The organism is Mycobacterium sp. NGS22 (assembly GCF_059813095.1).
In genome coordinates, this window is the sequence record NZ_JCALDY010000015.1 from 57,081 (window position 1) to 82,978 (window position 25,898).

At 64.3% G+C, this 25,898-nt stretch carries 26 protein-coding genes and 1 tRNA gene; 20 read left to right on the forward strand and 7 right to left on the reverse strand.

What is annotated here, in order from left to right; all coding sequences use genetic code 11:
* Positions 1-3: 3 nt before the first annotated feature.
* From AC5Y47_RS15990 to AC5Y47_RS16020, 7 genes are all read left to right on the forward strand, one after another.
* Entirely contained in the window at positions 4-1,521 is a 1,518-nt protein-coding gene (locus AC5Y47_RS15990; protein ID WP_012394815.1) for a flavin-containing monooxygenase, read from the forward strand.
* Positions 1,518-2,483 carry an alpha/beta hydrolase gene (locus AC5Y47_RS15995; protein ID WP_012394814.1) on the forward strand — a complete coding sequence of 322 codons (966 nt, stop codon included), beginning with the start codon at positions 1,518-1,520 and terminating at the stop codon, positions 2,481-2,483. The genes AC5Y47_RS15990 and AC5Y47_RS15995 overlap by 4 nt, the downstream gene beginning before the upstream one ends.
* 61 nt (positions 2,484-2,544) lie before the next feature.
* Entirely contained in the window at positions 2,545-4,080 is a 1,536-nt protein-coding gene (locus AC5Y47_RS16000; RefSeq protein WP_012394813.1) for a flavin-containing monooxygenase, read from the forward strand.
* A gap of 115 nt (positions 4,081-4,195) precedes the next feature.
* The gene (locus AC5Y47_RS16005; RefSeq protein WP_012394812.1) at positions 4,196-5,653 is read left to right on the forward strand and encodes a cytochrome P450; all 1,458 of its coding nucleotides are present in this window, start codon (positions 4,196-4,198) and stop codon (positions 5,651-5,653) included.
* On the forward strand, positions 5,650-6,303 hold the full coding sequence (locus AC5Y47_RS16010) for a transglutaminase-like domain-containing protein (RefSeq protein ID WP_012394811.1): 654 nt from the start codon (positions 5,650-5,652) through the stop codon (positions 6,301-6,303). Before AC5Y47_RS16005 ends, AC5Y47_RS16010 begins: the two co-directional genes overlap by 4 nt.
* A gap of 14 nt (positions 6,304-6,317) precedes the next feature.
* On the forward strand, positions 6,318-7,943 hold the full coding sequence (locus AC5Y47_RS16015; protein ID WP_016889183.1) for a fatty acid--CoA ligase: 1,626 nt from the start codon (positions 6,318-6,320) through the stop codon (positions 7,941-7,943).
* A 66-nt stretch (positions 7,944-8,009) separates the two neighbouring features.
* Positions 8,010-9,131 (forward strand): acyl-CoA dehydrogenase family protein, encoded by a 1,122-nt coding sequence (locus tag AC5Y47_RS16020; protein ID WP_016889182.1) that lies wholly within the window; start codon positions 8,010-8,012, stop codon positions 9,129-9,131.
* 136 nt (positions 9,132-9,267) lie between these two features.
* On the opposite strand, the gene AC5Y47_RS16025 is transcribed toward AC5Y47_RS16020, so the two are convergent.
* Positions 9,268-9,747 carry a transposase gene (locus AC5Y47_RS16025; RefSeq protein WP_078321963.1) on the reverse strand — a complete coding sequence of 160 codons (480 nt, stop codon included), beginning with the start codon at positions 9,745-9,747 and terminating at the stop codon, positions 9,268-9,270.
* A 356-nt stretch (positions 9,748-10,103) separates the two neighbouring features.
* Between AC5Y47_RS16025 and AC5Y47_RS16030 the strand changes: the two genes are divergently transcribed.
* Positions 10,104-10,640: an HD domain-containing protein gene (locus tag AC5Y47_RS16030; protein WP_012394808.1), complete on the forward strand. Its 537-nt coding sequence runs from the start codon at positions 10,104-10,106 to the stop codon at positions 10,638-10,640.
* A 10-nt stretch (positions 10,641-10,650) separates the two neighbouring features.
* Here the strand turns inward: AC5Y47_RS16030 and AC5Y47_RS16035 are convergent, their stop codons facing one another.
* Positions 10,651-11,118, reverse strand: coding sequence for an NUDIX hydrolase (locus AC5Y47_RS16035; protein WP_012394807.1), 468 nt, complete (start codon positions 11,116-11,118; stop codon positions 10,651-10,653).
* Positions 11,119-11,123: 5 nt separating this feature from the next.
* Complete coding sequence (locus AC5Y47_RS16040) at positions 11,124-11,942, reverse strand: hypothetical protein (RefSeq protein ID WP_012394806.1); 819 nt, start codon at positions 11,940-11,942, stop codon at positions 11,124-11,126.
* 239 nt (positions 11,943-12,181) lie between these two features.
* Between AC5Y47_RS16040 and AC5Y47_RS16045 the strand changes: the two genes are divergently transcribed.
* The 4 genes from AC5Y47_RS16045 (at position 12,182) to AC5Y47_RS16060 (ending at position 17,384) form a co-directional block, all read left to right on the forward strand.
* Positions 12,182-12,526 carry an SCO3933 family regulatory protein gene (locus AC5Y47_RS16045; protein ID WP_011893911.1) on the forward strand — a complete coding sequence of 115 codons (345 nt, stop codon included), beginning with the start codon at positions 12,182-12,184 and terminating at the stop codon, positions 12,524-12,526.
* An 89-nt stretch (positions 12,527-12,615) separates the two neighbouring features.
* Positions 12,616-14,049, forward strand: a complete 1,434-nt coding sequence (locus AC5Y47_RS16050; RefSeq protein WP_012394805.1) for an FtsK/SpoIIIE domain-containing protein — start codon at positions 12,616-12,618, stop codon at positions 14,047-14,049.
* Positions 14,046-15,551: a replication initiator gene (locus AC5Y47_RS16055; RefSeq protein WP_012394804.1), complete on the forward strand. Its 1,506-nt coding sequence runs from the start codon at positions 14,046-14,048 to the stop codon at positions 15,549-15,551. Before AC5Y47_RS16050 ends, AC5Y47_RS16055 begins: the two co-directional genes overlap by 4 nt.
* Positions 15,552-15,737: 186 nt before the next feature.
* On the forward strand, positions 15,738-17,384 hold the full coding sequence (locus AC5Y47_RS16060; RefSeq protein WP_012394803.1) for a recombinase family protein: 1,647 nt from the start codon (positions 15,738-15,740) through the stop codon (positions 17,382-17,384).
* On the opposite strand, the gene AC5Y47_RS16065 is transcribed toward AC5Y47_RS16060, so the two are convergent.
* Positions 17,366-17,451 (reverse strand) — tRNA-Leu (locus tag AC5Y47_RS16065). The two genes, AC5Y47_RS16060 and AC5Y47_RS16065, sit on opposite strands and share 19 nt — an antisense overlap.
* 103 nt (positions 17,452-17,554) lie before the next feature.
* On the opposite strand from AC5Y47_RS16065, the gene AC5Y47_RS16070 reads away from it, so the two are divergent.
* From AC5Y47_RS16070 to AC5Y47_RS16080, 3 genes are read left to right on the forward strand one after another with little or no spacing between them, the layout of a single operon-like run.
* On the forward strand, positions 17,555-18,898 hold the full coding sequence (locus tag AC5Y47_RS16070) for a M20/M25/M40 family metallo-hydrolase (protein WP_499945042.1): 1,344 nt from the start codon (positions 17,555-17,557) through the stop codon (positions 18,896-18,898).
* A 19-nt stretch (positions 18,899-18,917) separates the two neighbouring features.
* Positions 18,918-19,445 carry a YbhB/YbcL family Raf kinase inhibitor-like protein gene (locus tag AC5Y47_RS16075; RefSeq protein WP_499945044.1) on the forward strand — a complete coding sequence of 176 codons (528 nt, stop codon included), beginning with the start codon at positions 18,918-18,920 and terminating at the stop codon, positions 19,443-19,445.
* 28 nt (positions 19,446-19,473) lie between these two features.
* Positions 19,474-20,052, forward strand: a complete 579-nt coding sequence (locus tag AC5Y47_RS16080) for an alpha/beta fold hydrolase (RefSeq protein ID WP_499945046.1) — start codon at positions 19,474-19,476, stop codon at positions 20,050-20,052.
* A gap of 2 nt (positions 20,053-20,054) precedes the next feature.
* Here the strand turns inward: AC5Y47_RS16080 and AC5Y47_RS16085 are convergent, their stop codons facing one another.
* The 3 genes from AC5Y47_RS16085 to AC5Y47_RS16095 are packed head-to-tail and all read right to left on the reverse strand — an operon-like array spanning position 20,055 to position 22,416.
* Positions 20,055-21,116, reverse strand: a complete 1,062-nt coding sequence (locus AC5Y47_RS16085) for a quinone-dependent dihydroorotate dehydrogenase (protein WP_499945150.1) — start codon at positions 21,114-21,116, stop codon at positions 20,055-20,057.
* A gap of 32 nt (positions 21,117-21,148) precedes the next feature.
* Positions 21,149-21,391 (reverse strand): DUF5703 family protein, encoded by a 243-nt coding sequence (locus tag AC5Y47_RS16090; RefSeq protein WP_499945048.1) that lies wholly within the window; start codon positions 21,389-21,391, stop codon positions 21,149-21,151.
* A complete protein-coding gene (locus AC5Y47_RS16095; protein ID WP_499945050.1) occupies positions 21,388-22,416 on the reverse strand; it encodes a YncE family protein in 1,029 nt (342 codons plus the stop codon). The genes AC5Y47_RS16090 and AC5Y47_RS16095 overlap by 4 nt, the downstream gene beginning before the upstream one ends.
* Before the next feature lie 111 nt (positions 22,417-22,527).
* Here AC5Y47_RS16095 and AC5Y47_RS16100 point away from each other — a divergent pair, with 111 nt between their 5' ends.
* The 5 genes from AC5Y47_RS16100 to AC5Y47_RS16120 all read left to right on the forward strand — a co-directional run bounded on the left by AC5Y47_RS16100 (position 22,528) and on the right by AC5Y47_RS16120 (position 25,884).
* Complete coding sequence (locus AC5Y47_RS16100) at positions 22,528-22,830, forward strand: hypothetical protein (RefSeq protein WP_499945051.1); 303 nt, start codon at positions 22,528-22,530, stop codon at positions 22,828-22,830.
* 52 nt (positions 22,831-22,882) lie between these two features.
* A complete protein-coding gene (locus AC5Y47_RS16105) occupies positions 22,883-23,713 on the forward strand; it encodes an undecaprenyl-diphosphate phosphatase (protein WP_499945151.1) in 831 nt (276 codons plus the stop codon).
* The gene (locus AC5Y47_RS16110; RefSeq protein WP_499945053.1) at positions 23,710-24,432 is read left to right on the forward strand and encodes a histidine phosphatase family protein; all 723 of its coding nucleotides are present in this window, start codon (positions 23,710-23,712) and stop codon (positions 24,430-24,432) included. The genes AC5Y47_RS16105 and AC5Y47_RS16110 overlap by 4 nt, the downstream gene beginning before the upstream one ends.
* Positions 24,433-24,497: 65 nt before the next feature.
* On the forward strand, positions 24,498-25,085 hold the full coding sequence (locus AC5Y47_RS16115; RefSeq protein ID WP_499945054.1) for a DUF3090 domain-containing protein: 588 nt from the start codon (positions 24,498-24,500) through the stop codon (positions 25,083-25,085).
* On the forward strand, positions 25,069-25,884 hold the full coding sequence (locus AC5Y47_RS16120) for an SCO1664 family protein (protein WP_499945056.1): 816 nt from the start codon (positions 25,069-25,071) through the stop codon (positions 25,882-25,884). Before AC5Y47_RS16115 ends, AC5Y47_RS16120 begins: the two co-directional genes overlap by 17 nt.
* Positions 25,885-25,898 lie beyond the last annotated feature (14 nt).

Genomic DNA, 25,898 nt, shown 5'->3' on the forward strand with positions numbered 1-25,898 from the left:
GTAATGGGTTCTGAGTCTGGGCAGCACTACGAAATTGTAATAGTCGGAGCCGGGTTTTCTGGGATTGGTACAGCGATCAGCCTGTTGAAGGCCGGATTTGCGGACTTTCTTATAGTCGATGACGCCGATGGCGTCGGCGGTACATGGCACTGGAATACGTATCCGGGAATAGCGGTCGATATTCCGTCCTATAGTTACCAGTTCTCTTATGAGATGCGAACATCCTGGTCACGTACTTACGCTCACGGGGATGAGTTGAAGGCTTATGCAGAGCGGTGTGTAGAAAAATACGGACTCCAAAATTACATCCGGTTCAACACGACTGTGGACGAAGCCTGTTTCGACGAAGGCGCCGCACTATGGCGGCTGAGCTGCTCCTCTGGTCAGAATCTGACCGCGCGTTTTGTGATAAATTGCTCTGGCGTTCTCAGTCGGCCGAAGTGGCCTGATATTCCAGGAGTGCGCGACTTCGCCGGCGTGACGCTGCATACGGCCAGATGGGACCATACGAAAGATCTCACCGGTAAGCGGGTGGCGGTGATCGGGACTGGGGCATCTGCGGTGCAGCTGATTCCCGAAGTCGCGAAGATCGCATCAAGTCTGACGGTCTTCCAGCGAACGCCGATTTACTGCTTGCCGAAGCCGGATTTCTCCATACCGAGCTGGGCCGCGACAGTGATGCGGTTGGTGCCAGGGGCACAACTGATGACGCGCACTGCGAGTCAGGCGTTCGTCGAGTTCACATTTCCCATCGCAGCTCATTTTCACTCGTTGATCCCTGTGTCGGACCTCATGGAAGAGGCGGCGAAACGCTATATGCGTCGGGCGGTCGACGATCCGGTGACTCGAGACCAACTCATTCCTCGCTATTCGTTGGGTTGTAAGCGACCGAGTTTCCACAATTCCTATCTCGCAACGTACAACCGTCGCAATGTTTCGCTCGAGACCAGCGGCATCACCCATGTCGACCATGCCTCGGTTCACACTGAAGATGGCAAGAGTTATCCGATCGATGTCATGGTCTTGGCCACCGGGTTCAAAGTGATGGAGTCGGGCAATATGCCGACTTATGTGCTGAAGGGACGCGGTGGAGTGGAGCAGTCTGCCTGGTGGGATGAGCACCGCCTCCAAGCCTTCGAGGGTGTGAGCGTCCCAGGGTTCCCGAATCACTTCAATATCTTCGGTCCCTATGGTTACAACGGCTCCTCGTACTTCACACTCATCGAGGCGCAAAGTCGGCATATCGTCCGCTGTCTTCGTCGTGCGCGCACGCTGAAGGCTGATTACGTAGAGGTCAGACAGCAGGCGAACGATCGCTACTTCGGTGACATGGTTAGCCGCCGACATCGACAGGTTTTCTGGCAGCCGAGCTGTTCCAATGCCAACAGTTACTATTTCGACAAACACGGCGATGTTCCGTTGCGTCCGTCAACTACCCTGGAGACTTACTGGCGTAGCCGCACCTTCCGGCTCTCCGATTACCGATTTGAACGTCGCGCAGAATCCGTTGGCGCACGGTGACCAACACTGATGCGGCGGACCGGCGCCCCAGTCTTGCAAGTCATTTCGTGGCAATGACTTCGCGAAACACACTGCGTCCGCTGTCGCAACTCATCCCGTCGAGCGCCCACGGCCTCGCGGTGATGGATCGCGTACTCCGGATGGCGCTTGTGGGATCGCGGCCCCGCCGAAGCGTGGCGGTTCGCACAATAGATACCGAGTTCGCCGGGAATCAGATACGCGGGGATTGGATCACTTCTCCTGCAGTCGATCCACACGCGGTTCCGTTGCTCTACATTCATGGCGGCGCCTACTCCATGTGCTCACCGGCTACCCACCGCGGCCTGCTCGGTGAACTTGCCTCCGCGAGCGGTCGGCCCATCTTTGCGGTGAGGTATCGGCTAGCTCCACGCTATCCCTTTCCCGCTGCCGCCGACGATGCACTGAACGCATACCGCTGGCTCGTCACAGGGCAGCCTTCGGCTTCCGGCGAACGCGGTGTTGCGGTGGCCGGGGACTCGGCGGGCGGCCAGCTCACGATGGCCACCGCCCTTGGCGCACGTAGTGACGGACTGCCGCTGCCGGATTCGATGCTTCTCATGTCTCCGGTCCTGGATCTGACATGTGAACTCGCGAGGGCACGCGAACTTCGCCGCCGTGATCCTTTCGCCTCTGCTCGGTCCGCGGCCCGCGCTCTTGACCTGTACGTGGCTGGTGCAGATCACCGCAATGAGCGAATCAGCGTGCTCGACGCAGACCTCAGGTCCATGCCACCGATCCTGATTCAGGTAGGCGGAAGAGAAATGTTGATCGATGACTCGAGGCATCTTGCCGACCGCCTCCGATCGGCCGGATCAAGCGTTGAGATACAGGTGTACCGGGGACAGATCCACGTGTTCCAAGCCATGTTCCGAATCCTGCCCGAGGCTCGTGAGGCGATCCACCGCGCTGGAAACTTCCTGAAAGCTTCGGCCCACCGGTGAAAGTGTTGGGACCGTGGATGCTCCACTGCCACCGCGCCATCAACTGCTTCTTAGCTGTCTCATGACAGGCGGCTTTGCGAGGGATCCTCGAGGACACGATCCGTCGATAGTGATCATCGGGGCCGGCGTCGCGGGTATCGCCATGGCCCATCAGCTGAAGAGGGACGGATTCACCAACTTCACCATGGTGGAAAAGGCTGCAGACATCGGCGGCGTCTGGCGCGACAACACCTATCCAGGAGCGGCTTGCGACGTGCCGTCAGCGTTGTACTCACTCTCGGACAAGCCCAACACTCGTTGGTCGAGACGTTATGCAGAACAGCCCGAGATACTCCAATATCTTCGCCGACTCGTCCTGGCCGACGGAATGGACCTGCATTTGCGCACGCGGACCGAAGTCGTCGAGATGACCTTCGATGAACAGGCCGGCCGTTGGCGTTTGGTGACCGGATCCAGCGAGACGATCTGGTGCGATGTCGTGATTTCGGCCGTGGGGCAGCTCTCGCGACCTCATACGCCGAATATTGCCGGCGAAGACACCTTCGAGGGGCCGCGTTTTCATTCGGCGCGTTGGGACCATTCGGTATCGCTGCGCGGCAAGGAAGTAGCCGTCATCGGGACAGGCGCAAGCGCGATACAGTTTGTGCCACGGATCGCACACGAGGCACAGCGCGTAACGCTGTATCAGCGCACGGCGCCTTGGATTTTGCCGAAGTGGGACAGCAGGTACGGACGTCTTCACCAACAGCTGATTAAGGTTCTGCCGCTGTGGCTGCGTCTTGAGCGTTTCGCGGTATGGCTGATTTTTGAAGTGCTCGCAGTGACGTTGGTCGACGCGAAGCCCTTGTCACGCATTCTCGGCGCGGTCGCCCGCTACCACCTCCATCGGCAGGTTGCCGATCCAATGCTGCGCCGGCAACTCACGCCATCAGATGCGCCGGGGTGCAAGCGGGTGTTGTTCTCGAATGATTACTACCCCGCGATTGCCAACGGTGAAGTCTCGTTGGTGACCAACGCGGTTGCGAAGCTTTGCGACAAGGGAGTCGTGACCGACGATGGCGTACTCCATCGCGCGGATGTCGTCATTTACGGAACAGGTTTCCGCGCTACCGACTTCCTCGCCCCGATGCGTGTTCGCGGCTGGGGCGGAGTGACTCTGGACGAGGTGTGGGGGACGCAGGCGCACGCATACCTGGGCATTACAGTCCCGATGTTCCCGAATCTCTTTCTCCTCTATGGCCCGAACACGAATGTCGGTTCCGGGTCGATCATTTACATGATCGAGTCTCAGGTCCGCTATGTCGGTGCCCTCATCAAGATTTTGGCGAGTGACCCAGGGCGTACGGTCGACGTCAGGCCAGACATCGAGCAAAGCTACAACACACGATTGAGCCGGCGGCTGCGAAGGTCGGTGTGGGCGCTTTGCGCGAGCTGGTACACGACCTCGAGTGGCGCGATCCCGACGAACTGGCCTGGGCCTACATTTGCCTACCGGATCCTCACCCGCAAACCACGCAGTCACGATTATCTATTCAGGCACGTTGAACGCCTTCAGTTAGACGGCCCGAGTGAGAACCGCGCGAGGCTGCGCAGATGATCCGGGTCGCAGGCGGTGTCTAACATTTCACTGTTAACTGTTCGAATATTGACATTCAGCACATCTATGTAAACTATTACCAGATACCCGTGCAGCAGAGCGCCCAGGAGGCATCGTGGCTAATCAGCTTCTCGCAATCACGCGTCACCCCAAGGAGCGGTTGACGTCTGTCCTGTTGGCGCCCGCCCCCCGCGTCGTCGATGACAAATGGCGACAGTGGAGTCGGGACTGGAGAGTCCGGGAACTTGCGCCGGCCCCCGCCGGATCTGGGCTGAGAGCCGTCCTAGGGGACGCTGGACTCCCGTTGCTGGGGCACACTGTCGACTACATCCGATTTGGTTCAGAATTCAGTCGGGAGCGTTACGAACGTTTGGGCTCGGTGTCGTGGATGGGCGCATTCGGTACCAAAATGGTGGTCATCGCCGGTCCAGACGCAACGCGTGAGGCGTTCACAAGCGAAGCCAAGGCCTTTTCTCAAGATGGCTGGTCCTTCCTGATCGATGCTTTCTTCCATCGCGGGTTGATGCTCATGAGCTTCGACGAACATTTGATGCACCGGCGCATCATGCAGGAGGCGTTCACGCGTCCTCGCCTGACCGGATATGTCGGGCAGGTGGCCCCGTGCGTTCGCGCAGCCGTGCCCGCGTGGCCGACCGGTCCGTCGGTCCGGATCTACCCGTTGTTGAAGAATCTCACCCTCGATATTGCCACGGATGTCTTCATGGGTGGCCGCGGCAAGGACGAGAGCGCTGCTGTCAACGAGGCGTTCGTGTCCACTGTTCGCGCGGCGAGTTCCTTTGTGCGAGTTCCACTCCCGGGCACCAGGTTCCGCGCCGGCGTGCATGGGCGGCGCGTGTTGGAGGACTACTTCTCCCGACACCTGCCGGCCGCGCGTGCAGGCGAGACCGACGATCTATTCGCCGCCCTCTGCCAGGCGACCACAGAAGACGGTGAACGGTTCTCCGACGAGGATGTGATCAACCACATGATCTTTCTCATGATGGCCGCCCATGACACCTCCACGATCACCACCACTGCTGTCACCTACTTCCTCGCTAAACATCCTGAGTGGCAGGAGAAGGCAGCGGCGGAGGCGCGGTCCTTCGGTCACGATTCGCCAGATATCGACGAACTGGAGCGGATGACGGTCCTCGATCTGATCCTCAAAGAAGCTCTGCGTCTGCTGGCGCCCGTTCCGCTGGTGATGCGCAAGACCGTCCGCGATGTCGCCATCGACGGCTATCACATCCCCCGTGAAACCTTGTGCGCAATCACACCCGCCGTAAATCACTTCGACCGCAGAATATGGAGCGACCCGGACCGTTTCGATCCGTCGCGCTTCGATGAGCCCCGGCGCGAGGACCAACAGCACCGATTCGCCTGGGTGCCGTTCGGCGGGGGGGCGCACAAATGCATTGGGATGCAGTTCGGCACACTCGAGGTGAAGGCAATCCTGCACCAGATGTTGCGTACCTACACTTGGACGGTCCCAAACGACTATCACGTGCGTTGGGACAACACCTCGCTGCCCATTCCCGTGGACGGACTGCCTGTGACGTTGCGGCACCGATGAGCGGTGAGAACTCGCCTTACCTGGAGCCCACGGAGTTCCTCGATTGGCAACATGAATCGGTACGCGACTTCGTTGCATCGGCGACCCGCGGCGCGGTCGACGACACCACGAAGGCCATAGCCATCTTCACTGCGGTCCGCGACTCGATTTGGTATGACCCCTACACCGTGACCGATGACCCGCATGCGTATCGCGCCAGCACCATCGCAACTGCAGACCGCGCTTACTGCGTCCCGAAGGCGGTGCTCTTGACGGCGGCCTGCCGAGCAGCAGGCATCCCAGCGCGGCTGGGGTTCGCCGATGTCCGAAACCACCTTCAGACCGAGACATTGCGTGAGCGGATGGGCGGTACCGACGTCTTCGTCTACCACGGATACAGCCTCATGCATCTCTGCGGTGTCTGGGTCAAGGCAACTCCGGCGTTCAATCGCGAGCTATGCGCACGGTTCGGCGTCCCGCCAATTGATTTCGACGGGCGCACAGACGCCCTGCTGCACGGGTTCGCCGGTGACGGCACACAACACATGGAATATCTGAGGGATCGAGGCGCCTTCGACGATCTACCGCTGGCAGAGATCCTGCAAGCGCTCAGAACCCACTACGGGACGCTCATAGGCGATGCGAGTCGCCATCCAGACCTGTTCGCCTGAAGGGCCGATGCGTAATGCACAGCACGATGCAAGACGTCCAGCTCACAATCTCGGCAATTGTCCGCCATGCCGCCTCCATTCACGGAAACAGCGAGGTGATCACCCCCGACGGAATTGGATACCGAAGTATGTCCTACCGTAGCGTCCTGGGGCGAGCGGGCCGACTTGCCAATGCGTTGCGCGGGCTCGGAATAACGGCAGATCAACGGGTGGCCACTTTTCAGTGGAGTAACCAAGAACATCTCGAGGCCTACTGCGCGGTTCCCTCCATGGGCGCGGTGCTGCACACCCTCAACATTCGTTTGGCTCCAGAGCAACTCGCGTACATCGCCAACCATGCCAGCGATCAGATCATCCTGGTGGATGCGTCGGTTGCGCCATTGTTGGCTAGTGCGCTACCAGCGATGGAGTCGGTGCATACGGTCATCGCCACCGGGGGCGGCGACCTCGCTCCGCTGCAGCGATGCGGGAAGACGGTGTTGCGTTACGAGGAGATCCTGGCGCAGCAACCGGAGACTTTCGATTGGCCCGAGATCGATGAGCGTTCCGCCGCGGCCATGTGCTACACCAGCGGGACTACTGGAAATCCCAAAGGTGTTGTCTACAGCCACCGTTCGACCTACCTACATGCACTGACCGCCTGCACGTCGAACGCCCTGGCAGTGAGCGAGGCCGACCGTATCCTGGCCATTGTCCCGATGTTTCACGCCAATGCGTGGGGACTGATCTACGCGGCGTTGATGTCTGGTGCGGACTTGGTATTACCCGATCGCCATCTGCAAGCCGCGCCGCTGGTGTCGATCATCGAAGAGACTCAGCCGACTATCGCCGGTGCAGTGCCGACGATCTGGAACGATGTCGATCGATACCTGGAATCGAATCCCGCCCGGGACATCTCCTCACTTCGGCTGGTTGCCTGCGGGGGATCGGCAGTCCCCGTCTCGCTGATGCGGGCATTCGAAGACAAGTACAACGTGCCTATCGTGCAGGCATGGGGCATGACCGAAACCTCGCCGCTGGCTACCGTCGCACGCGCAGCGCACGGAGTAGGCGAGACCCGTGCGTGGGAGATGCGCGAAAGCCAGGGTCGGCCGATGTGCGGTGTCGAGATCCGGTTGCGTGACGACCACAAGAAGACAGTGCCGTGGGACGGTCGATCAGCGGGTGAAATACAGGCGCGAGGCCCGTGGATCACCGGCGCCTACTTCGGCGACGATGATCCGGACAAGTTCGACGGAGGGTGGCTGCGCACCGGCGACGTCGGCCGGATCGACCCGGACGGGTATCTCACGCTGACCGATCGTGCGAAGGACGTCATCAAGTCAGGTGGAGAATGGATCTCCTCAGTCGAGCTGGAAAACACGCTGATTGGTCACCCGGCGATCTACGAGGCTGCGGTGGTGGCAGTTCCCGACGACAAATGGCAGGAAAGACCGCTCGCCCTGGTCGTGGTTCACCGTGGAGCCGAGGTCGACATCGACCGACTGCGCGCGTTTCTGTTGGACAAGGTCGCCAAGTGGTGGATCCCGGAGCGGTGGAGCTTCGTGTCTGAGATTCCCCGAACAAGCGTCGGGAAATACGACAAGAAGGCCATACGCGCGCGTCACTCCGCCGGCGAGTATCAGATCGAAACGTCCTAAGAAATCAAACCCATTGATATTGAACAGCCGAGAGGGAATCCTGTGACAGCATCAATTTCTCCCTGGATGAGCGCCGAATTGCTCGAGCTTCGTGACCTTGCCGCGAAGTTCTTCTCGACCGAATTGGCCCCACATGCGCAACGTTTCGCAGACCAGCACCAAGTTGACCGAGAATTGTGGCACAAAGCCGGCGAACTAGGCCTGCTCTGCATGTCCATACCCGAAGAATACGGCGGGGGAGGCGGCACATTCGCGCACGAAGCCGTCGTACTCGAAGAGCAAGCCCGAGTCGGGGACAGCTCATGGGGCGCAGGGCTGCACAGCGGAATCGTCGCGCACTACATCCTCCAGTATGCGGCCGAAGAACTACGGAGGCAGTGGCTGCCCAAGATGGCCTCAGGCGAAATGATCGGTGCTATCGCCATGACGGAGCCAGGGACCGGTTCTGATCTGCAGAGTGTCAAGACCAAAGCAATTCTTGACGGTGACGAGTACGTGATCACCGGCGCAAAGACCTTCATCACCAACGGTCAGCAAGCCGACCTGATCATCGTCGTCGCCAAGACAGATCCAAGTCAGGGCGCCGCCGGCATCTCGCTGATCGTCGCCGAAGCCGATCGACCCGGATTCCGGCGCGGCAAGGTCCTCGACAAAATCGGCCAACGCGGACAAGACACCTCCGAGTTGTTCTTCGACGACGTAAGAGTGCCCCGCTCGCACCTCCTGGGCGAGACCGAGGGTCAGGGTTTCATTCAGCTGATGACGCAGCTACCTCAAGAGCGGCTCATCGTCGCGGTTGGGGCGGTCGCGGCGATGGAACTTGCCGTGGAGCAGACACTCAAATACACCCGTGAGCGGGAAGCGTTCGGACGGCCCGTCTTCGGCTTCCAGAACACGAAATTCATCTTGGCCGAAGCTGCAACCGAAACGCGCATCGCACGAGTATTTTTGGACTACTGCATCGACCTACACCTCGCGGGCCAACTCGACGTCCAGACCGTCGCCATGGCGAAATGGTGGACCACTGAGCGAGCGATGAAGGTGCTCGATGACTGTTTGCAGCTCCACGGCGGATATGGGTACATGACCGAGTACCCCATCTCGAGATTGTGGGTGGACCAGCGCGTGCAGAAAATCTACGCCGGCACAAATGAGGTGATGAAGGAAATCATCTCGCGTTCCCTATGACCCTGAACGATTAGCCACCTGCACATTACTCACCTGGGAGGATTGATGGCATCTACAGAGGTGCCATATCGCCACGAAATGGGTGGACATTGCGGATCGGGTGCCCTTCGGGAGTTGATACCAGATGCTCCTATCTTCAGGCAATGAGTTCTTCAGGCAATGAGTTCGTTGGTTCTTCTGCTGGGTTGGCGGAGGGCGTGGTAGATCTCGCGGGCGATGTACGCTTGATGCAGCGCATGATCTCGTTCTTGGTTTTGCCTTCGGCCAGGCGGTGAACGAAGTAGTCGCGGGTGGGCTGGTGACGGCGCATGCGCACCACCAGGATGACGTGCAGGGCACGGTTGGCGTCGCGATTGCCTCCCCAATTGAGCCGGTGGCGGATCGTTTTGCCGCTGGAGGCTTCCAGTGGGCTGACCCCGCAGAGTTTGGCGAAAGCGGCGTCGCTGCCGATCCGAGCGGGGTTGTCGCCGAGGGCGGTCAGCAGCGTGGCAGCGGTGTCGGGCCCGACGCTGTAGCTCGGGTGCGGCGGTGGCGGTGATGGTGTCGACGTGGCGTTCGAGTCGGGCGGCTGCGGTGTCGAGCTGGTGGCAACGTGCCGCCATCGACTTGATAGCAGTAAAGAAAGTTCTCACATCGCAGGCCAGCGGCGGTCAGGCGGGCGTTGGTCGCGCCTGCTGCCCGCGGCGTCTCGATGCGGCGAGGAGCGAGGACAGTCCTGGCTTGTCGTGGTGCCAGGATGCCGTGGCCGTTGAGATGTACAGCGCTCGTCGTCGTGTGCAAGCTTGTGTGGCGGCGGACGGAGGGCGAAGCGTAGCGAGCGGCGCGGACGGGAGCGCCAGCGGACGGGAGCAGAGGGAGTGTAGCGAAGCCCGCAGGTAGCCGCCGGTTCCTCGCGGGCTATGGCGGCCCGGGCTCCGCTGAGCATCAGTTGCGGGTCTGCGCCATGGCGATGGGACTCGTAGGATGGCGGTTGTGAGCGGGATGCTGGCGCAGCGTGCACGGCGAGAGGCCGAGACGCGACTGGTGGGGCAGCTGCGGCGGTTGGCGCATGTGCGGGGTGTCGCGACGACTGCCGAGCGGCTGAGTCGGCGGTTCGATGCCCAGACAGCGGACTCTTTGGTGGCAGCGGCGTGGCTGCACGATATCGGCTACGCACCGTCGTTGCGCCGGACCGGGTTTCATCCGCTCGATGGCGCAGAGTTTGCCCGGGCGGCGGGTTTTCGGGAGCTGGTCGCCTCCCTGGTGGCGTTCCATACTGGGGCGCACGCGGAAGCTGCCGAGCGCGGCTTGTCAGGTTTAGCGGCGTTCAGCGATCCGCCCAGCGATGTTCTGGATGTGTTGACCTTTTGCGATCTGACGACCGGGCCGGACGGGGCGCCGGTATCACCGCGAGATCGATTGATCGAGGTGTTGGGCCGCTATGGACCCGAGGACCCGGTGCACCGCGCGGTCGACGCGGGGCGCGACGAACTGTTGGCGGCGGTCCGACGGGTACGCGATTGGCTGTAAACCCAGCCGGTTAGCCGAGGTAGGGGCTGTCGCGGTGTTGCAGGTAGTGCTCGATGCGCAGTCGCATCGACGGGTGCATGTCCAGATTGGGGATGTCGTCGGGATCGGTCCAGGCGATGTCGGTGCTTTCGTGATCGATGGCCAGGGTACCGCCGAGAACCTTGGTGGTGAAGGACAGAGAGAACTGTTGGCGGACTTCGCCATCGGTGAACGCGACGACATGCTGCGGGTTGGTGTAGACACCGACAAGGCCGGTGACTTCAATGTCGAGCCCGGTTTCCTCTTTGACTTCCCGGACGGCGGTGTCGGCAATCGTTTCGCCGATGTCGTGTCCGCCGCCGGGTAGCGCCCACAGGGTGTTGTCGCGGCGTTTGATCAGCAGGATACGACCCTGTTCGTCGGTGACGATGGCCGAGGCTGACGGAACGACGCTGTTGGGCAGCGGGGCGTTGGGGTCGTTGTAGTAGTCGGTTCGCATAGGGTTCAGCCTTTCGCGCTGAGCGGTCTGGCGCGATCCCAGACCTGGGTGAAAGCGTCTTCGAGGGTGGCCCAGAGCCGTGGTTCGTGGTGGCGCGACAGCACAAGCACGGGGTTGTTGCGCCCGGGTGAGCCGTAGATGTGGAAGTTGACGATCATGGCGTCGTCGACCCGGAAGATCGACGTGTAGAGCGTGGTGTCGTGGGTGCGGATATCCAGCCCCGGGGTATCGGCATGCGGGGCGAGCAACTCCACGGACGTGCGGCAGCGGGCGATGACGGCCTCGCCGATGCCTTCCTCCTTGCCGCGCAGGATCGTGGTGGCAGTGTCAGGATCCCCGACGAGAAACCGCACCGCCACACCGCGGGCGGCGGCGTCGAGCAGAATGTCGAGGAAGCCGTCGAGGGTGTCAAACAGGAACGTGGCCGCCAGGACGAGGATGTCGATGCCGGTGGTGGCGTCGCCGAAATGCTGCTGCCACGTCGTGATCGGCAGCTGGGTGCGGCTGGCATACAGCGTCGCGGTGAACGGACCACCCAGCGACGTCGTCGCCAGCGCGCTCGCGGTAGGGGCAGGATACTGGTTGGGCCACAGGTTGTGCGGTGTGCAGCCAAGCAGCTTAGCGGCGCGGCGGGCGTTGTCCTCGCGGACGTTGTAGTCGATGTTGGCCAGCCAGCGGCGCACCGTCTTGATATCCACGCCCACCGCAGTGGCGAACCTCTGTGGGGAGAGTCCCTTGGCGTGCAGCCGTTGGGTGAGGCGATCGTTGGGGATCGTGGCGGCCTCGGCGTCGCCGTCCTGATCGCCCGTCGTCTCAGCGCACATCTTTCCGTGTCATCCCTGTCCATCCTCAGCGCGTGGTTCCTAGTTTGCCATGCGACTGCCGCCGCCCCGCGGCGGTGATGCCCGTCCGATGCCCACGGGCATGTCCCTGTCGTGTCCGAAATGTCTGCGGCAGTGTCGGCAATGCCTGCCAACGTCCCTCGCTACGTCCGCGATGTCCACGTGAACTGAGCCCAGCGCCGCAACGGGCGCAAACAGATCACGAAAGGAACAGCGGGACAATGCGTTTAAGAATCGACACATCAGGCACACGGTTCATCGTCACCCGAGCGGCCGAGCCGCGGCTGAACTTCGAGACCGGCAGCCCAAAAGTGGACACCGCCACCGGCGTGCCACTGTATGCCGCGCAGCTGTTGGCGTTGGATGACACCGGTGGTGAAGTGCTCAACGTCACCGTCGCCGGGGATCCGAAAGTGACAGTCACCCAACCTGTTTCAGTCGCGGGTCTGGTTGCTATCCCTTGGGCTCAAGGTGATCGCAGCGGCGTGGCGTTCCGTGCCGACGCCATCACCCCCACCAACCCCGCGGCTGCGCCGAGCGATCAAGCGTCCCGCGCGCAGAAATAACCCCATTTGCTGGGGCGCGGCGCTCGTGGGTGTCGCGCCCCAGCACGTGAGCTGCTATCGACCATTCACTCACCAGAGGGACGCCTGTCATGGCATCAAACTACAAAAACAGCAAGAACTCTCAATCCAACGACGACGACTGGATCACCGACCTCATCCTCTCACTGTTCAAAGCGGCCGGGTATCTGCTGTGGTGGGCGGTCCTGTTCCCGGCCATCAGCATCCCGATCATCGCCAGCGTGGCGATGGCCATTACCCATGGCTCACGCGCGGGTCTGATCATCGGTATTGCTTTCGCTGCCGCGTATGCGGGCTGGGCGTGGCTGGACCCGCGATCGTTTCACGGATGGGTCACCGAGCCGGTGCGGCGGCGCTGGTTGACCTGGTCGCGCTACACCCGCACCTGGCAATCGGTGTGCACCCTGCACGGCCTGACCGCCACACTTGGCGAACGCACCTTGGTGCCGACCTTGCAGTCGGTGCGCATCGGCAAGACGACCGACGTCCTGGCGCTGCGAGTGGTCACCGGCCACTCCCTGGCTGATTGGCACAAGCAATCCGAGGCGCTAGCCGCCGCCTGGCGTGCCGACCGGATCGCCATCCGCGCGACCGCGCCCGGAGAGCTACGCATCACCCTGATGCGCGGCGACGTGCTGGCCGACCCGATTGCCCTGCCCATGCCCACGACGGCGACTGCGGTGGATGTGGGGTCGGTGCGGGTCGGGATCACCGAAACCCGCCACTGGTGGCACCTACCTCTGCTTGGCCACCACCTGCTCGTGGCTGGCGCGACCGGCGCGGGGAAAGGTTCAGTGTTGTGGTCACTGATCGCTGGCCTCGCCCCCGCCGTGAAAACCGGACAAGTGCGGCTCTGCGTCATCGACCCGAAAGGCGGCATGGAACTGGGCGCCGGAGCACCCATGTTCACGGTGTTCACCCACGACGCCACTGGCACCACCCTGTACCTGCTGCGGCAACTAGTGGAGGTGATGCACGCCCGCGCCAATCGGTTACGGGGCAAGACGCGCATGCACACCCCGACTCCGACTGAGCCGTTATTCGTGGTGGTGATCGATGAGATCGCCGCGCTGACTGCGTATGTGACCGACCGCAAGGTGCGCAGCGAAATTGAACAGCTGTTGGGCCTGCTGCTCTCCCAAGGCCGGGCCGTCGGCATTTCGGTGGTGGCAGCGGTGCAAGATCCGGCCAAAGACACCCTGCCGGTGCGGCAGCTGTTTACCGTGCGAATCGGGTTGCGGTTGACCGAAGCCACCCAAACCACCATGGTTTTGGGCCAGGGCGCCCGCGACGCGGGGGCCGACTGCGATCACATCCCCGACACCACTCCCGGTGTGGGCTACATGATGATCGATGGCACGGCCCAACCGGTGCGGGTACGGGCATTTCACGTCGCCGACCACGACATCGCCACTCTGGCAGCACGATTCCGGCCACCTCGTGCCGCGACCCGAACCAACCAGTCCAACAGCGGGCGCACCGACACCGCCCGGGGTCAACGGTGACTACTGCAACGACAGCCCCCACGCTGGTGTTGCCCGGGGTTCCCGGCTCGATCGACACCAATGCGGTGGTGGATCAGATGGTGCGCCGCGCGTCCTCGACGGGGTTCGAATCGTGGTGGCGGCGCGCGGAATCTGTTGGCTTCTGCGCCCACCCCATCCAACTCAGAGGTACCGACGAGATAGGCCGCGATCGGGTGGTGTGGACACGGTGCAACAACCGCCGCGCACAGGTATGCCCATCGTGCTCAGACCTGTACGCCCGCGACACGTGGCAGCTCGTGCACGCTGGCACCGCCGGCGGCCACCACAACATCCCCGCAGCAGTGGCCGATCGTCCGCAGGTGTTCGTCACCCTCACCGCACCTAGCTACGGGCCTGTTCACGCCGCCGCGCGTGCAGGCGACAAGAAGCAGCGTGTGTGTCGCGACCACCACCACACTGGCGGCTACCGCCGATGCCCGCATGGAAAACCACTGTGGTGCAGCACAACCCACGGCGAAGGTGATATCTATGCGGGACAGCCGATCTGCGCGGACTGCTACGACTACACCGGGCATGTCCTGTTCACATGGCACCTGCCCGAACTGTGGCGACGCTTCACCATCACCCTGCGACGCACACTGCGCCGAGAGCTACGTGCTTCGGGCGCCGACCCGGATGCGGTGCAGGTCAGCTTCATCAAAGTCGTCGAACTGCAAGCCCGGCTCATCCCGCACATTCATGCCCTGATCCGCCTCGACCCGCCCGACAGCGATGACTCTGGCGGTCATGACTGGCATGCGCCCCTTGCGGCAACCGAACTGGCCACCATCATCCAACAGGCCGTTCGAACCGTGGCCGTGACGGTCACCGACTCATCCTCAAATACAGCGACACGGGTGATCAGGTTCGGCACACAAGTCGACACCCAACCCATCGACAACCGGCACGCCGGCACGGACGGCTCTGCTGTGCAGGAGGATTCACCACACGGCGGGGTTCTTCCAGGCCGCCGCGTAGCTCGCTACCTCGCGAAATACGTCACCAAATCCTTAGCTGACGTCGGGATCAGCGCGCGACGCATCTCCACCGAGGCCATCGCTGACCTCGATGTCTGCGACCACGTTCGGGCGATCCTGACCGCCATCAGCCAACTCGCCGATAAGGGACTGGCCGGTGTCGGTCGGTGGCTGCACACCCTGGGCTACCGGGGCCACATCACCAGCAAATCCCGCCGCTATTCCACCACGATGACCGCGCTGCGCGAACGTCGCGCGGCCTGGACCCGTGAACAACGTTTAAAAAGCACTGCGCACCAACATGATCTCGGCCTCGACTCCACCGATGGCGATGATCTGGTGGCATGGGAATTCGATCGTGCCGGCCCCACCAGCCTCGGCGACCGGACCCTCATCTACTCCGCGGCCGTCCAACACATCCACACCCGCCGCATCGGACTGATCGAAGTCCGTGGCCAAGCCCGCAATCAACAATGGGATCCGCCAGGGGGAAGCGATGGCTGACAGGTCCCGAGCAGCACGTGCTCGCTCCGGGTGTGACGCTCGTCCCGATGCGCCGACGGTGTCAGAGGGGGGTGTTGAAATTGTTGTGCCCAACCAATATCGACTTCCGTCCGAGGCCAACCGCGCGCTGGTACACGTGATAATGGCTGTGCGGGACCGGATGCTTGGATCAGGGAGGGGAGTGGCGTGAGCCTGAGGTTCGCCTTCTATGGCCGAGTGAGCACGGAGGACGCTCAAGACCCGGAGGCGAGCCGCAGCTGGCAGAAGCGGCGTGCCATGGACCTGATCACTCCGCACGGCGGATTCATCGCCGCCGACTACTTCGATGTGGGACAGAGCCGTTCACTGCCGTGGAAGCGCAGGCCAGAGGCGTCACGTCTGCTTGCTGATGTCGCTTGTCGGGACCGTAGCTTTGATGCCGTAGTGATTGGGGAACCCGCCCGTGCGTTCTACGGGCCGCAGTTCGCGCTCACCTTCCCTGTCCTCACGCACTACGGAGTTGGCCTGTGGGTACCCGAGGTCGGCGGAGCGGTCGATCCCGGCTCCGAGGCACACGACCTGGTGATGACTCTGTTCGGCGGCATGAGCAAGGGAGAGCGCGCTCGAATCCAGATGCGCGTCCGTACGGCGATGTCAGCACTCGCGCACGACACCGCCAGATATCTCGGTGGTCGACCACCCTACGGTTACCGGCTCGTCGATGCCGGCCCGCATCCAAACCCTGCCAAGGCCAATCTTGGGCAGCGGCTTCACCGCCTCGAACCCGACCCCGCGACATCTTCGGTCGTCGAGCGGATCTACCGCATGTACGCCGACGGAGCGGGCCTGCGCTATATCGCGCAACGGCTCACCGACGATGGTGTACCGTCACCGAGCCAGTACGACCCGGCACGGAATCGGCATCGTGACCCACGAGGATGGTCCCATTCGGCGATCCGCGCGATACTCGACAACCCGGCGTACCGCGGTATCCGTGTTTGGGGCAAGCAGGAGAAATACGAGGTTCTGGTCAACCCCGATGATGTCGCTGCGGGGTATGAGACTCGTATGCGGTGGCGTGATGAGGCCGACTGGATCGCACCAGAACGCCGCACGCATGAAGCGCTGATCCGTGACGAACTAGCGCAGGCTGTTCGTCTTCGGATGCAGGCGCGGCGGGGTCCCGGTCTTGTTTGCAGCAGAGAGTCAACAGTGCCATATGCACTGCGTGGGCTGCTGTTCTGTGCCGCATGTGGACGGCGGATGCAGGGCGCTGCCCGCGCCGGGAAGCGAACAACACGCATCCTCTACCGTTGTGAGCTCGGTAAGTCGCGTTCGGTACCCGCGGACCTGAGTGATCACCCGCGCACCGTCTACCTCCGTGAAGATGAGGTGACTGCGCGACTTGACGAATGGATCGCCACCCTGGCCGATCCGGCCGACTTGGCACGCGGGCAAGACGCGGACCCGGTAGCAGGGGCTGGCTACGCGGCCTTGCGGCGCCAGCTCAGCGAGGCGAATGCGAAGGTTGCTGCTCTGGTTACCGCCGTGGAGTCTGGTGTGGCCGTTGAGGATTTGACTGTTGCATTGCGCCGCCGCACCGCCGAGCGCGACGAGCTGAAGGTCCGTCTTGAGCAAGCGGAGCGACCTCGCGTCATGACTGCCGCACAAATCAGCGAGTTGGTTGAGGAATTGGGCGGGCTGTCAGCAGTGCTTGGTGAGGCAACCGGGGCGGAACGCGCTCAGGTATACGCAAGCCTGGGCCTGCGCCTCGACTACGACCCGCATCTTCAGCGAGTCACGGCGACTGCCGACTTAAGTCGTGTCGCCGGACGTGTCCGAGGGGGGACTTGAACCCCCACGCCCATTAGTAGGGCACTAGCACCTCAAGCTAGCGCGTCTGCCATTCCGCCACTCGGACCAGACCAACAGAGTTGGCAGCTAAGGCTATCGGATCGGCGGGCGACCGCCCAATCGGCCCGGCCCGGGTCGCGGCTGCCGGTGTAGTGGTAGGAAAGGTGACTGTGACCCTTCCTCGGTCGGACAGCGTTTTCGGCGACGACGTGGCCGAGGTGGTCAGCAGGTTGATCCGGTTCGACACCAGCAACACCGGTGAACTGGAGACGACCAAGGGCGAGGCGGAGTGCGCCCACTGGATCGCCGAGCAACTTGCCGAAGTCGGCTACCAGCCCGAATACGTCGAATCCGGTGCGCCCGGCCGCGGCAACGTCTTCGCCCGGCTACCCGGCGCTGACCCATCCCGCGGCGCCCTGATGATCCACGGCCACCTGGATGTGGTGCCGGCCGAACCGGCCGAATGGAGCGTGCACCCGTTCTCCGGAGCCATCGAGGACGGCTACGTCTGGGGCCGCGGCGCGGTCGACATGAAGGACATGGTGGGCATGACCCTGGTGCTGGCCCGGCACCTGCGCCGCGCGGGCATCGTGCCGCCCCGCGATCTGGTTTTCGCGTTCCTGGCCGACGAGGAAAACGGCGGCAAATACGGGGGACAGTGGCTGGTCGACAACCGCCCCGATCTGTTCGCCGGGGTCACCGAAGCCATCGGTGAAGTCGGCGGCTTCTCGTTGACCGTGCCGCGCCGCGACGGCGGCGAGCGCCGCCTGTATCTGATCGAGACCGCGGAGAAGGGCATTCAGTGGATGCGGCTGACCGCGCGGGGCCGGGCCGGGCACGGGTCGATGGTGCACGACCACAACGCGGTCACCGTTCTCGCCGAGGCCGTCGCCCGGCTCGGTCGTCACCAGTTCCCGCTGGTGGTCACCGACACCGTCGCTCAGTTCCTGGCTGCGGTCAGTGAGGAGACCGGCCTGAGCCTCGACGTCAACTCGCCTGACTTGGACGGGGTGATCGACAAGCTGGGACCGATGGCCCGCATGCTCAAGGCTGTGCTGCACGACACCGCCAACCCCACCATGCTCAAAGCTGGGTACAAAGCGAACGTGGTGCCCGCGACGGCGGAAGCGGTGATCGACTGCCGGGTGCTGCCCGGGCGACAGGCCGCTTTCGAGGCCGAGGTGGACGCCCTGCTCGGACCCGACGTGACCCGCGAATGGATCCGCAGCCTGGATTCGTACGAGACCTCTTTCGACGGCGATCTGGTGGACGCGATGAACGCCGCGGTGCTCGCCGTCGACCCGGACGGGCGCACGGTGCCCTATATGCTTTCCGGCGGCACCGACGCAAAAGCCTTCGCGCGGTTGGGAATTCGCTGCTTCGGGTTCAGCCCGCTGCGACTGCCGCCGGACCTGGATTTCTCGTCGCTGTTCCATGGGGTCGACGAGCGGGTACCCATCGAAGCGCTGCGGTTCGGCACGCAGGTGCTGGCCCACTTTCTCACCCACTGCTGATCACACGAGAGGACAGACCATGAGTGTGCCCAACCCCTACGATGCGCTGCCCGACTTGCCGTCGTTCACGTTGACCTCGGAGTCGATCACCGACGGGCAGTCGCTCTCCAATGCACAGGTCAGCGGGATCATGGGGGCCGGCGGCGACGACGAGAGCCCGCAGCTGAGCTGGTCGGGTTTCCCCGACGAGACGCGTAGCTTCGCGGTCACCGTCTACGACCCCGACGCCCCGACCGCGTCCGGGTTCTGGCACTGGGCGGTGGCCAACCTGCCCGCCGACGTCACCGAGCTGCCGGCCGGCGCCGGCGACGGCAGCGACCTGCCGGGTGGGGCCCTGACGCTGGCCAACGACGCCGGGCAGCGGCGTTACATCGGCGCCGCACCCCCTGAAGGACACGGCCCGCACCGCTACTACGTCGCCGTGCACGCGGTGGACGTCGACAAGCTGGATCTGCCCGAGGACGCCACACCGGCATACCTGGGCTTCAACCTGTTCCAGCACGCGATCGCCCGCGCCGTCATCCACGCCACCTACGAGCAGACTTAGGCGCCGGGGCAGCCGGATGCTCGCCTGCGTGCTAGTCCTGCCCGGCGGCATGATCCGCAGTGAGCAGGCTTACCGATGGTGGCAGCCGGCGGGCGTGCGGGCAGCCGCCTTGGCGCACGCGTTACGTCGCCGGTTGGGGCCCGACGTCAAAGTCGTCAGCGTCCGTTATCGGCTGCGTGGGTGGAACAGCCCCCGGCAGGACCCGGTTCGCGACGCGCAGGCAGTGCTGGACCGGGTGCGGGCCCAGTATGAGCCCAAACACGTTGCACTGGTGGGACATTCGATGGGGGGACGGGTGGCGGCGCACCTCGCCGCCCACAATGACATCGACGTCTTGGTGGCGCTGGCACCGTGGTGGTACGGCGACAAGGGCGACCTGATCCCGGTCGGTACCCGGTTGCTGGTCATTCACGGCACCGCCGACACCCGCACCGATCCGGACGTCTCCCGCATTCAGACCGAGCGTGCGCAGCAGCGTGGGGTGGACGCGCAGTGGGTGGGCATCAAGGGCGTTGGTCACCACATGGTCCGTCGGTGGCGCGAATGGCACAGTCGCACTGCCGATTTCATTGCCGAGAGCCTCACTGCGCCGAGCGGCTCCGCCTGACGTCAGACGACCGTGCCGACGGCGTCACTGAGCGAATCGAACCCGCCGTCATGCAACCGCCGGGCAATCCCGTCGTGAATCTCCTTGGCCCACAGCCCTCCGCCGTAGACGAAGCCGGTGTAGCCCTGCAGCAGTGAGGCACCCGCGGTGATGCGCTCCCAAGCGTCGTCGGCGGTCTCGATGCCGCCCACGCTGATCAGCGTCAACCGATCCCCGACGCGGCGATACAGCCGACGCAGCACCGCCACAGCGCGCCGCGCCACCGGCGGCCCGGAAATGCCGCCCGCGCCCAACTCGTCGACCCCCGGGGTGCGCAGTCCGTCCCGCGACACCGTGGTGTTGGTGGCCACGATGCCGGCCAGGTCCAATTCCACTGCCAGATCGGCGATTTCGTCGACGTCAGAGTCGGAGAGGTCCGGTGCGATCTTGACCAGGACCGGGGTGCCGGATGCTTCGGCCAGGACCCCGGACAGGATCGGCCGCAGCGACTCGACCGCCTGTAGATCGCGCAGTCCCGGAGTGTTGGGGGAGCTGACGTTCACCACCAGATAGGAGGCCAGCGGCGCCAACAACCGGGCGCTGGCCCGGTAGTCCTCGACGGCCTCCTCAGCCGGGGTGTTCTTGGTCTTGCCGATGTTGACTCCCAGCGGCACCTCGGGCACGTGCTGGGCCAGTCGCGCGGCCAGCGCTCCGGCGCCGTGGTTGTTGAAGCCCATCCGGTTGAGCAGCGCGCGGTCGTCGGGTAGCCGGAACAGCCGCGGCGGCGGATTGCCGGGTTGGGCGTGGGCGGTGACGGTGCCGATCTCGGCATAGCCGAAACCCATTGCGCCCCAGACGGAAAGGCCGGTCCCGTCCTTGTCGAATCCGGCCGCCAGCCCGAGCGGTGCCGGGAACCGCACCCCGAACACCGTGCTGGCCAGGATCGGGTCTGTGGGACCCAGCCGTCGGCTCAGCGCCCGGCGGGCCGGCGCCCCCGCAGTGGCACCGCGCAGCGCGGCGAATACCAGGGTGTGCACCCGTTCCGCGGGCACCATGAACAGCAGGTTTCGCAGTAGGCCGTACAGCTGATGACGCTCGGCGAGCGGTTCGGTGACCGTCATGGTTCGGGCTGATCGGACATGCGGGTCTTCTTGCGGCGCAACAGAACTCGCCTGCTGCCGTCGGTGTAGAGCCGCACCCGGGTCAGCTCCCAGCCGCGGTATTCCGCCTCGATCGACAGCCGGGTGGAGGCGCTGAGCCGGGTGACGTCCGGGGGCAGGCGCAGCGGCGCCCACTCGTACTCGTCGGACATGTCGGCTTCCCAGCCCGCCGGCAGGCGACTCCAGCGCGGCGCGGTCACTGCTTGCCCGCCGCGTGCTCGATCACCTGAACCCCGGCACCCGAACCCGACACCACGTAAAGCGTGTCCGAGGCTTCGTCGAAGGCCAGCGCGTTGGGTTGCTGCACGGTTGGGTATCGCACCTTTTCCACGGGTATTCCGGTGCTCAGATCGTAACCAACGACGACGTTGGACGCCGTCTGGGACACCCACGCGAGCTCCCGGGATCCGGCCAGTCCGTACGGGGCCTGCCGGACCGGGAAAGCCTGCCGCAAGATCAGCGGGTCGACCCCGTAGACCAGCAGCTGGCCGCCGTGGGTGTCCGCGACCAACACCCGGCCGTAAGGATCGGAGGCCAGCGTGGTCGCACCCTCACCGGCGCGCAGCGCCTGTTCGGCGCGCCCGTCGGCTCCGATCGTCGTCACCGACGTCTGACCGCGGTCCAGCACGACTGTCGTATTGCCTTGCGTCACAAGAGCATCGACCCGTGCGAAGATCTTGTTGCGACTGGCCACCGAGTTGTCCGCGGCCAGCGTGTACACCGCGCCGTCGGCGCTGCCCAGTACCAGTTTGCCGTCGGCGCGCCGGGCGATCGCGGTGAAGTCCACGCCCTGAGCAACCGTCACCGGGGTGCTCGCGCCGCGCGCCACGTCCACCGCCAGGAAGCCACCTGCGGTCGCCAGGTAGACGGTTCCGCGTCCGTCGCCGGTCAGCGACGTCGCGGGCGCCGGCAGAGTGAGGACACGCGGTGCGGACTGCGGACCCAGCACGGTGAGAGTGGCAGGTGCGCCCGCCTCGCGGCCGGGGGACAGCACCACCAACTGGCGGGTCCCGTCATCGAAGAAGGCCTCCTGCGGTCGCCCATCCACGGGTTGCACCGCGCCGGGCGGAGGCTGCTGGGCGGGCGGTGCGACTGCCGGGCGGGCGGGTTCGATGGTCGGTGGCGGCGCGACCAGCGGATTCGAGGAACACCCGGTCGCGAGCAGCAGCAAAGCCGTCAGGGCCACCACGCACTGATGGCACCGCTTACGAGACCTCAACAGCAAATCTGCGCTCCAGACCCTTCAGTGGCACATAGAAAACTCTAAGGAACGCTATCGCGCTCAATTTGGCCATGTTGGCTGATTAGAAACCCGCCGGAGAGGTATTCTCACGCCATGACCGTCATCGTCGACCGGCATATCGCAAACAACGAGTTTGCTATCGAAGACATGTGCGCGGGAATTTTCGCCAGCGGCTACGGACAAGTCGGAGATGGGCGCAGTTTTTCCTTCCATATCGAACATCACTCGCTGGTCGTCGAAGTTTACCGGCCGCGGTTGTCGGGTCCCGTTCCGCAAGACGAAGACGTGGTCGCCCGCGCCGTACACAGCATCCGTTACATCGACCTCACCGACGAGCGCAGCCTAGCTGCCGCCGTGCGCGACTCGGTCGCCCACGCGGTGCCCGTCTCACGCTGAACCAGTTCCTGACCGACCGGGTACGGTCGTCGTCGTGTCTGCGGTCGCGCCGATGTCCTGGGGGCAAGTCGTCGTCTTGTCCGTGGTGCAGGGCCTGACCGAATTCCTGCCGGTCTCCTCCTCCGGGCACCTGGCGATCGTCTCGCGCATCTTCTTCCGAGGTGACGCCGGCGCGTCGTTCACCGCGGTCAGCCAGCTCGGCACCGAGGCCGCGGTGTTGGTGTACTTCGCCCGCGACATCGCGCGGATCCTCCGGGCGTGGTTCAACGGTCTGGTGGTGAAGTCGCAGCGCAACGCCGACTACCGGCTCGGCTGGTACGTCATCATCGGCACCATCCCGATCTGCGTGCTGGGACTGCTGTTCAAAGACGTGATCCGATCCGGAGTGCGCAACCTGTGGGTGGTCGCCACGGCGCTGGTGGTCTTCTCGGCGGTGATCGCCCTGGCCGAGTACGTCGGACGGCAGACCCGCGACGTCGAACGACTCAACTGGCGTGACGCCGTCGTCGTCGGCGCCGCACAATGCCTGGCCCTGGTTCCCGGCGTCTCGCGGTCCGGAGCGACCATCAGCGCCGGACTGTTCCTCGGTCTGGAACGCGAACTGGCCGCCCGGTTCGGCTTCCTGCTGGCCATCCCGGCGGTATTCGCCTCCGGTTTGTTCTCGCTGCCCGACGCCTTTCACCCGGTCACCGAGGGCATGAGCGCGACCGGTCCGCAGTTGCTGGTGTCGACGCTGATCGCCTTCGGTATCGGACTGGCCGCGGTCTCGTGGTTCCTGCGTTTCCTGGTGCGGCACAACATGTATTGGTTCGTGGGCTACCGGGTGCTGGCCGGCGCGGTCGTGCTGCTCCTGCTGGCCGGCGGGACGGTCGCCGCGACATGACCGTCCTGCTGCTGCGCCACGGCCGGTCCACGTCCAACACCGCGGGCGTGTTGGCCGGCCGCTCCGAGGGCGTCGACCTCGACGACAAGGGACGCGAGCAGGCCGCCGGGCTCATCGACCGCATCGGTGACCTGCCGATCCGGGCGGTGGTCACCTCCCCGCTGCTGCGCTGTCGTCGCACCGTGGCCCCCCTGGCCGAGGCGCTGTGCCTGGAACCTGTGGTCGAGGACCGGATCGCCGAGGTCGACTACGGCGAATGGACCGGCCGCAAACTGGGCGATTTGGTCAACGAACCGCTGTGGCGGGTGGTCCAGGCGCATCCGAGCGCGGCGGTGTTTCCCGGCGGCGAAGGACTGGCGCAGGTCCAGGCCCGCGCGGTGGCCGCCGTCCGCGAGCACGACCAGCGGCTGGCCGAACAGCACGGCGGCGACGCGCTGTGGATCGCCTGCACCCACGGCGACGTCATCAAGGCGGTGATCGCCGACGCCTACGGCATGCACCTGGACAGCTTCCAGCGGGTCAACGCCGACCCCGCCTCGGTGAGCGTGGTGCGCTACACCCCGCTGCGACCGTTCGTGCTGCACGTCAACCATACCGGCGCGCGCCTGACGGCCGGGCTGCGCGCTGCGCCACCGGCTCAGCCTGAAGAAAAGACCCCAGCCGCTCCCGACGGCGAGGTGCCTTCCGGGGACGCCGTCGTCGGCGGCTCCACCGGTTAGAACCGCCTGCGCGTGGGGATACGAAGCGCACAGCGACAACGTCTGCACGGTATTTTGAAAGAGCCATGGCCCGCGCAATTCACGTCTTCCGCACACCCGACCGTTTCGTGGCCGGGACCGTCGGGCAGCCCGGAAATCGCACGTTCTACATCCAGGCCGCACACGACTCCCGGGTGGTCTCGGTGGTTTTGGAGAAGCAGCAGGTCGCGGTGCTGGCCGAACGCATCGGCGCCCTGCTGCTCGAAGTCAACCGGCGTTTCGGCACTCCGGTGCCGCCCGAACCCACCGAAGTCGACGACTTGAACCCGTTGATCATGCCGGTCGACGCCGAGTTCCGGGTGGGGACGATGGGGCTGGGGTGGGATTCCGAGGCGCAGACCGTGGTGGTCGAGTTGTTGGCCGTCACGGACGCGGAGTTCGATGCCTCAGTGGTGCTCGACGACACCGACGAAGGGCCCGACGCGGTGCGGGTGTTCCTGACACCTGAGTCCGCTCGACAGTTCGCGACCCGGTCCAACCGCGTCATCTCGGCCGGCCGTCCGCCGTGCCCGTTGTGCGACGAACCGCTGGATCCCGAGGGACACATCTGCGCACGCACCAACGGCTACCGGCGCGACGCGCTCTTCGGGTCCACCGATGAACCCGAGGAATGACGAAAATACGGCGTTGCGCGACGGCGAGCTGACCGTCCTGGGTCGGATCCGCTCGGCGAGCAACGCCACTTTTCTCTGCGAGGCATCGTCGGGCGCCCAGACCGTCCACTGTGTGTACAAGCCGGTCGCCGGCGAGCAACCGCTGTGGGACTTTCCCGACGGCACCCTGGCCGGACGCGAGCTGGGCGCGTACCTGGTGTCAGAGTCGTTGGGCTGGAACATCGTGCCGTACACCATCATTCGCGACGGCCCCGCCGGTCCCGGGATGTTGCAGCGGTGGGTGCAGCAACCCGGCGACGCGGCCGACTCCGACCCGCCGGCGGACCCCGACCTGGTGGACCTGTTTCCTGCCCGCAAGCCGCAACCGGGATATCTGCCGGTGCTGCGCGCCTACGACTACGCCGGCGACGAGGTCGTCCTGATGCACGCCGACGACACCCGACTGCGCCGGATGGCCGTGTTCGACATCCTTGTCAACAATGCCGACCGCAAGGGCGGCCACATCCTGTACGGACTGGACGGCAACGTCTACGGCGTCGACCACGGGGTGAGCCTGCACGTGCAGGACAAGCTGCGCACTGTGCTGTGGGGTTGGGCCGGCAAGCCGATCGACGACGAGACCCTGGAAGCCGTCGCCGGACTGGTCGGCGCGCTGCGCGGCCCGCTGGCCGAACAGCTGCGTGGCCGGATCACCAGTGCGGAGATCGCCGCGCTGACCCGGCGCGCGCACGCGCTGCTCGACGATCCCGTCATGCCCGGACCCAATCGGCACCGCCCGATTCCGTGGCCGGCGTTCTGAACGGCGATACTGGG

What these genes read in the sequence shown, in the direction of transcription:
- AC5Y47_RS15990 (WP_012394815.1), top strand. Translation starts at nt 4, where the DNA reads ATGGGTTCTGAGTCTGGGCAGCACTACGAAATTGTAATAGTCGGAGCC.
- AC5Y47_RS16000 (WP_012394813.1), top strand. Translation starts at nt 2,545, where the DNA reads ATGACAGGCGGCTTTGCGAGGGATCCTCGAGGACACGATCCGTCGATA.
- AC5Y47_RS16010 (WP_012394811.1), top strand. Translation starts at nt 5,650, where the DNA reads ATGAGCGGTGAGAACTCGCCTTACCTGGAGCCCACGGAGTTCCTCGAT.
- AC5Y47_RS16015 (WP_016889183.1), top strand. Translation starts at nt 6,318, where the DNA reads ATGCACAGCACGATGCAAGACGTCCAGCTCACAATCTCGGCAATTGTC.
- AC5Y47_RS16020 (WP_016889182.1), top strand. Translation starts at nt 8,010, where the DNA reads ATGAGCGCCGAATTGCTCGAGCTTCGTGACCTTGCCGCGAAGTTCTTC.
- AC5Y47_RS16035 (WP_012394807.1), bottom strand. Translation starts at nt 11,118, where the DNA reads ATGCGAACCGACTACTACAACGACCCCAACGCCCCGCTGCCCAACAGC.
- AC5Y47_RS16040 (WP_012394806.1), bottom strand. Translation starts at nt 11,942, where the DNA reads ATGTGCGCTGAGACGACGGGCGATCAGGACGGCGACGCCGAGGCCGCC.
- AC5Y47_RS16045 (WP_011893911.1), top strand. Translation starts at nt 12,182, where the DNA reads ATGCGTTTAAGAATCGACACATCAGGCACACGGTTCATCGTCACCCGA.
- AC5Y47_RS16050 (WP_012394805.1), top strand. Translation starts at nt 12,616, where the DNA reads ATGGCATCAAACTACAAAAACAGCAAGAACTCTCAATCCAACGACGAC.
- AC5Y47_RS16075 (WP_499945044.1), top strand. Translation starts at nt 18,918, where the DNA reads ATGAGTGTGCCCAACCCCTACGATGCGCTGCCCGACTTGCCGTCGTTC.
- AC5Y47_RS16100 (WP_499945051.1), top strand. Translation starts at nt 22,528, where the DNA reads ATGACCGTCATCGTCGACCGGCATATCGCAAACAACGAGTTTGCTATC.
- AC5Y47_RS16105 (WP_499945151.1), top strand. Translation starts at nt 22,883, where the DNA reads ATGTCCTGGGGGCAAGTCGTCGTCTTGTCCGTGGTGCAGGGCCTGACC.
- AC5Y47_RS16110 (WP_499945053.1), top strand. Translation starts at nt 23,710, where the DNA reads ATGACCGTCCTGCTGCTGCGCCACGGCCGGTCCACGTCCAACACCGCG.
- AC5Y47_RS16115 (WP_499945054.1), top strand. Translation starts at nt 24,498, where the DNA reads ATGGCCCGCGCAATTCACGTCTTCCGCACACCCGACCGTTTCGTGGCC.
- AC5Y47_RS16120 (WP_499945056.1), top strand. Translation starts at nt 25,069, where the DNA reads ATGAACCCGAGGAATGACGAAAATACGGCGTTGCGCGACGGCGAGCTG.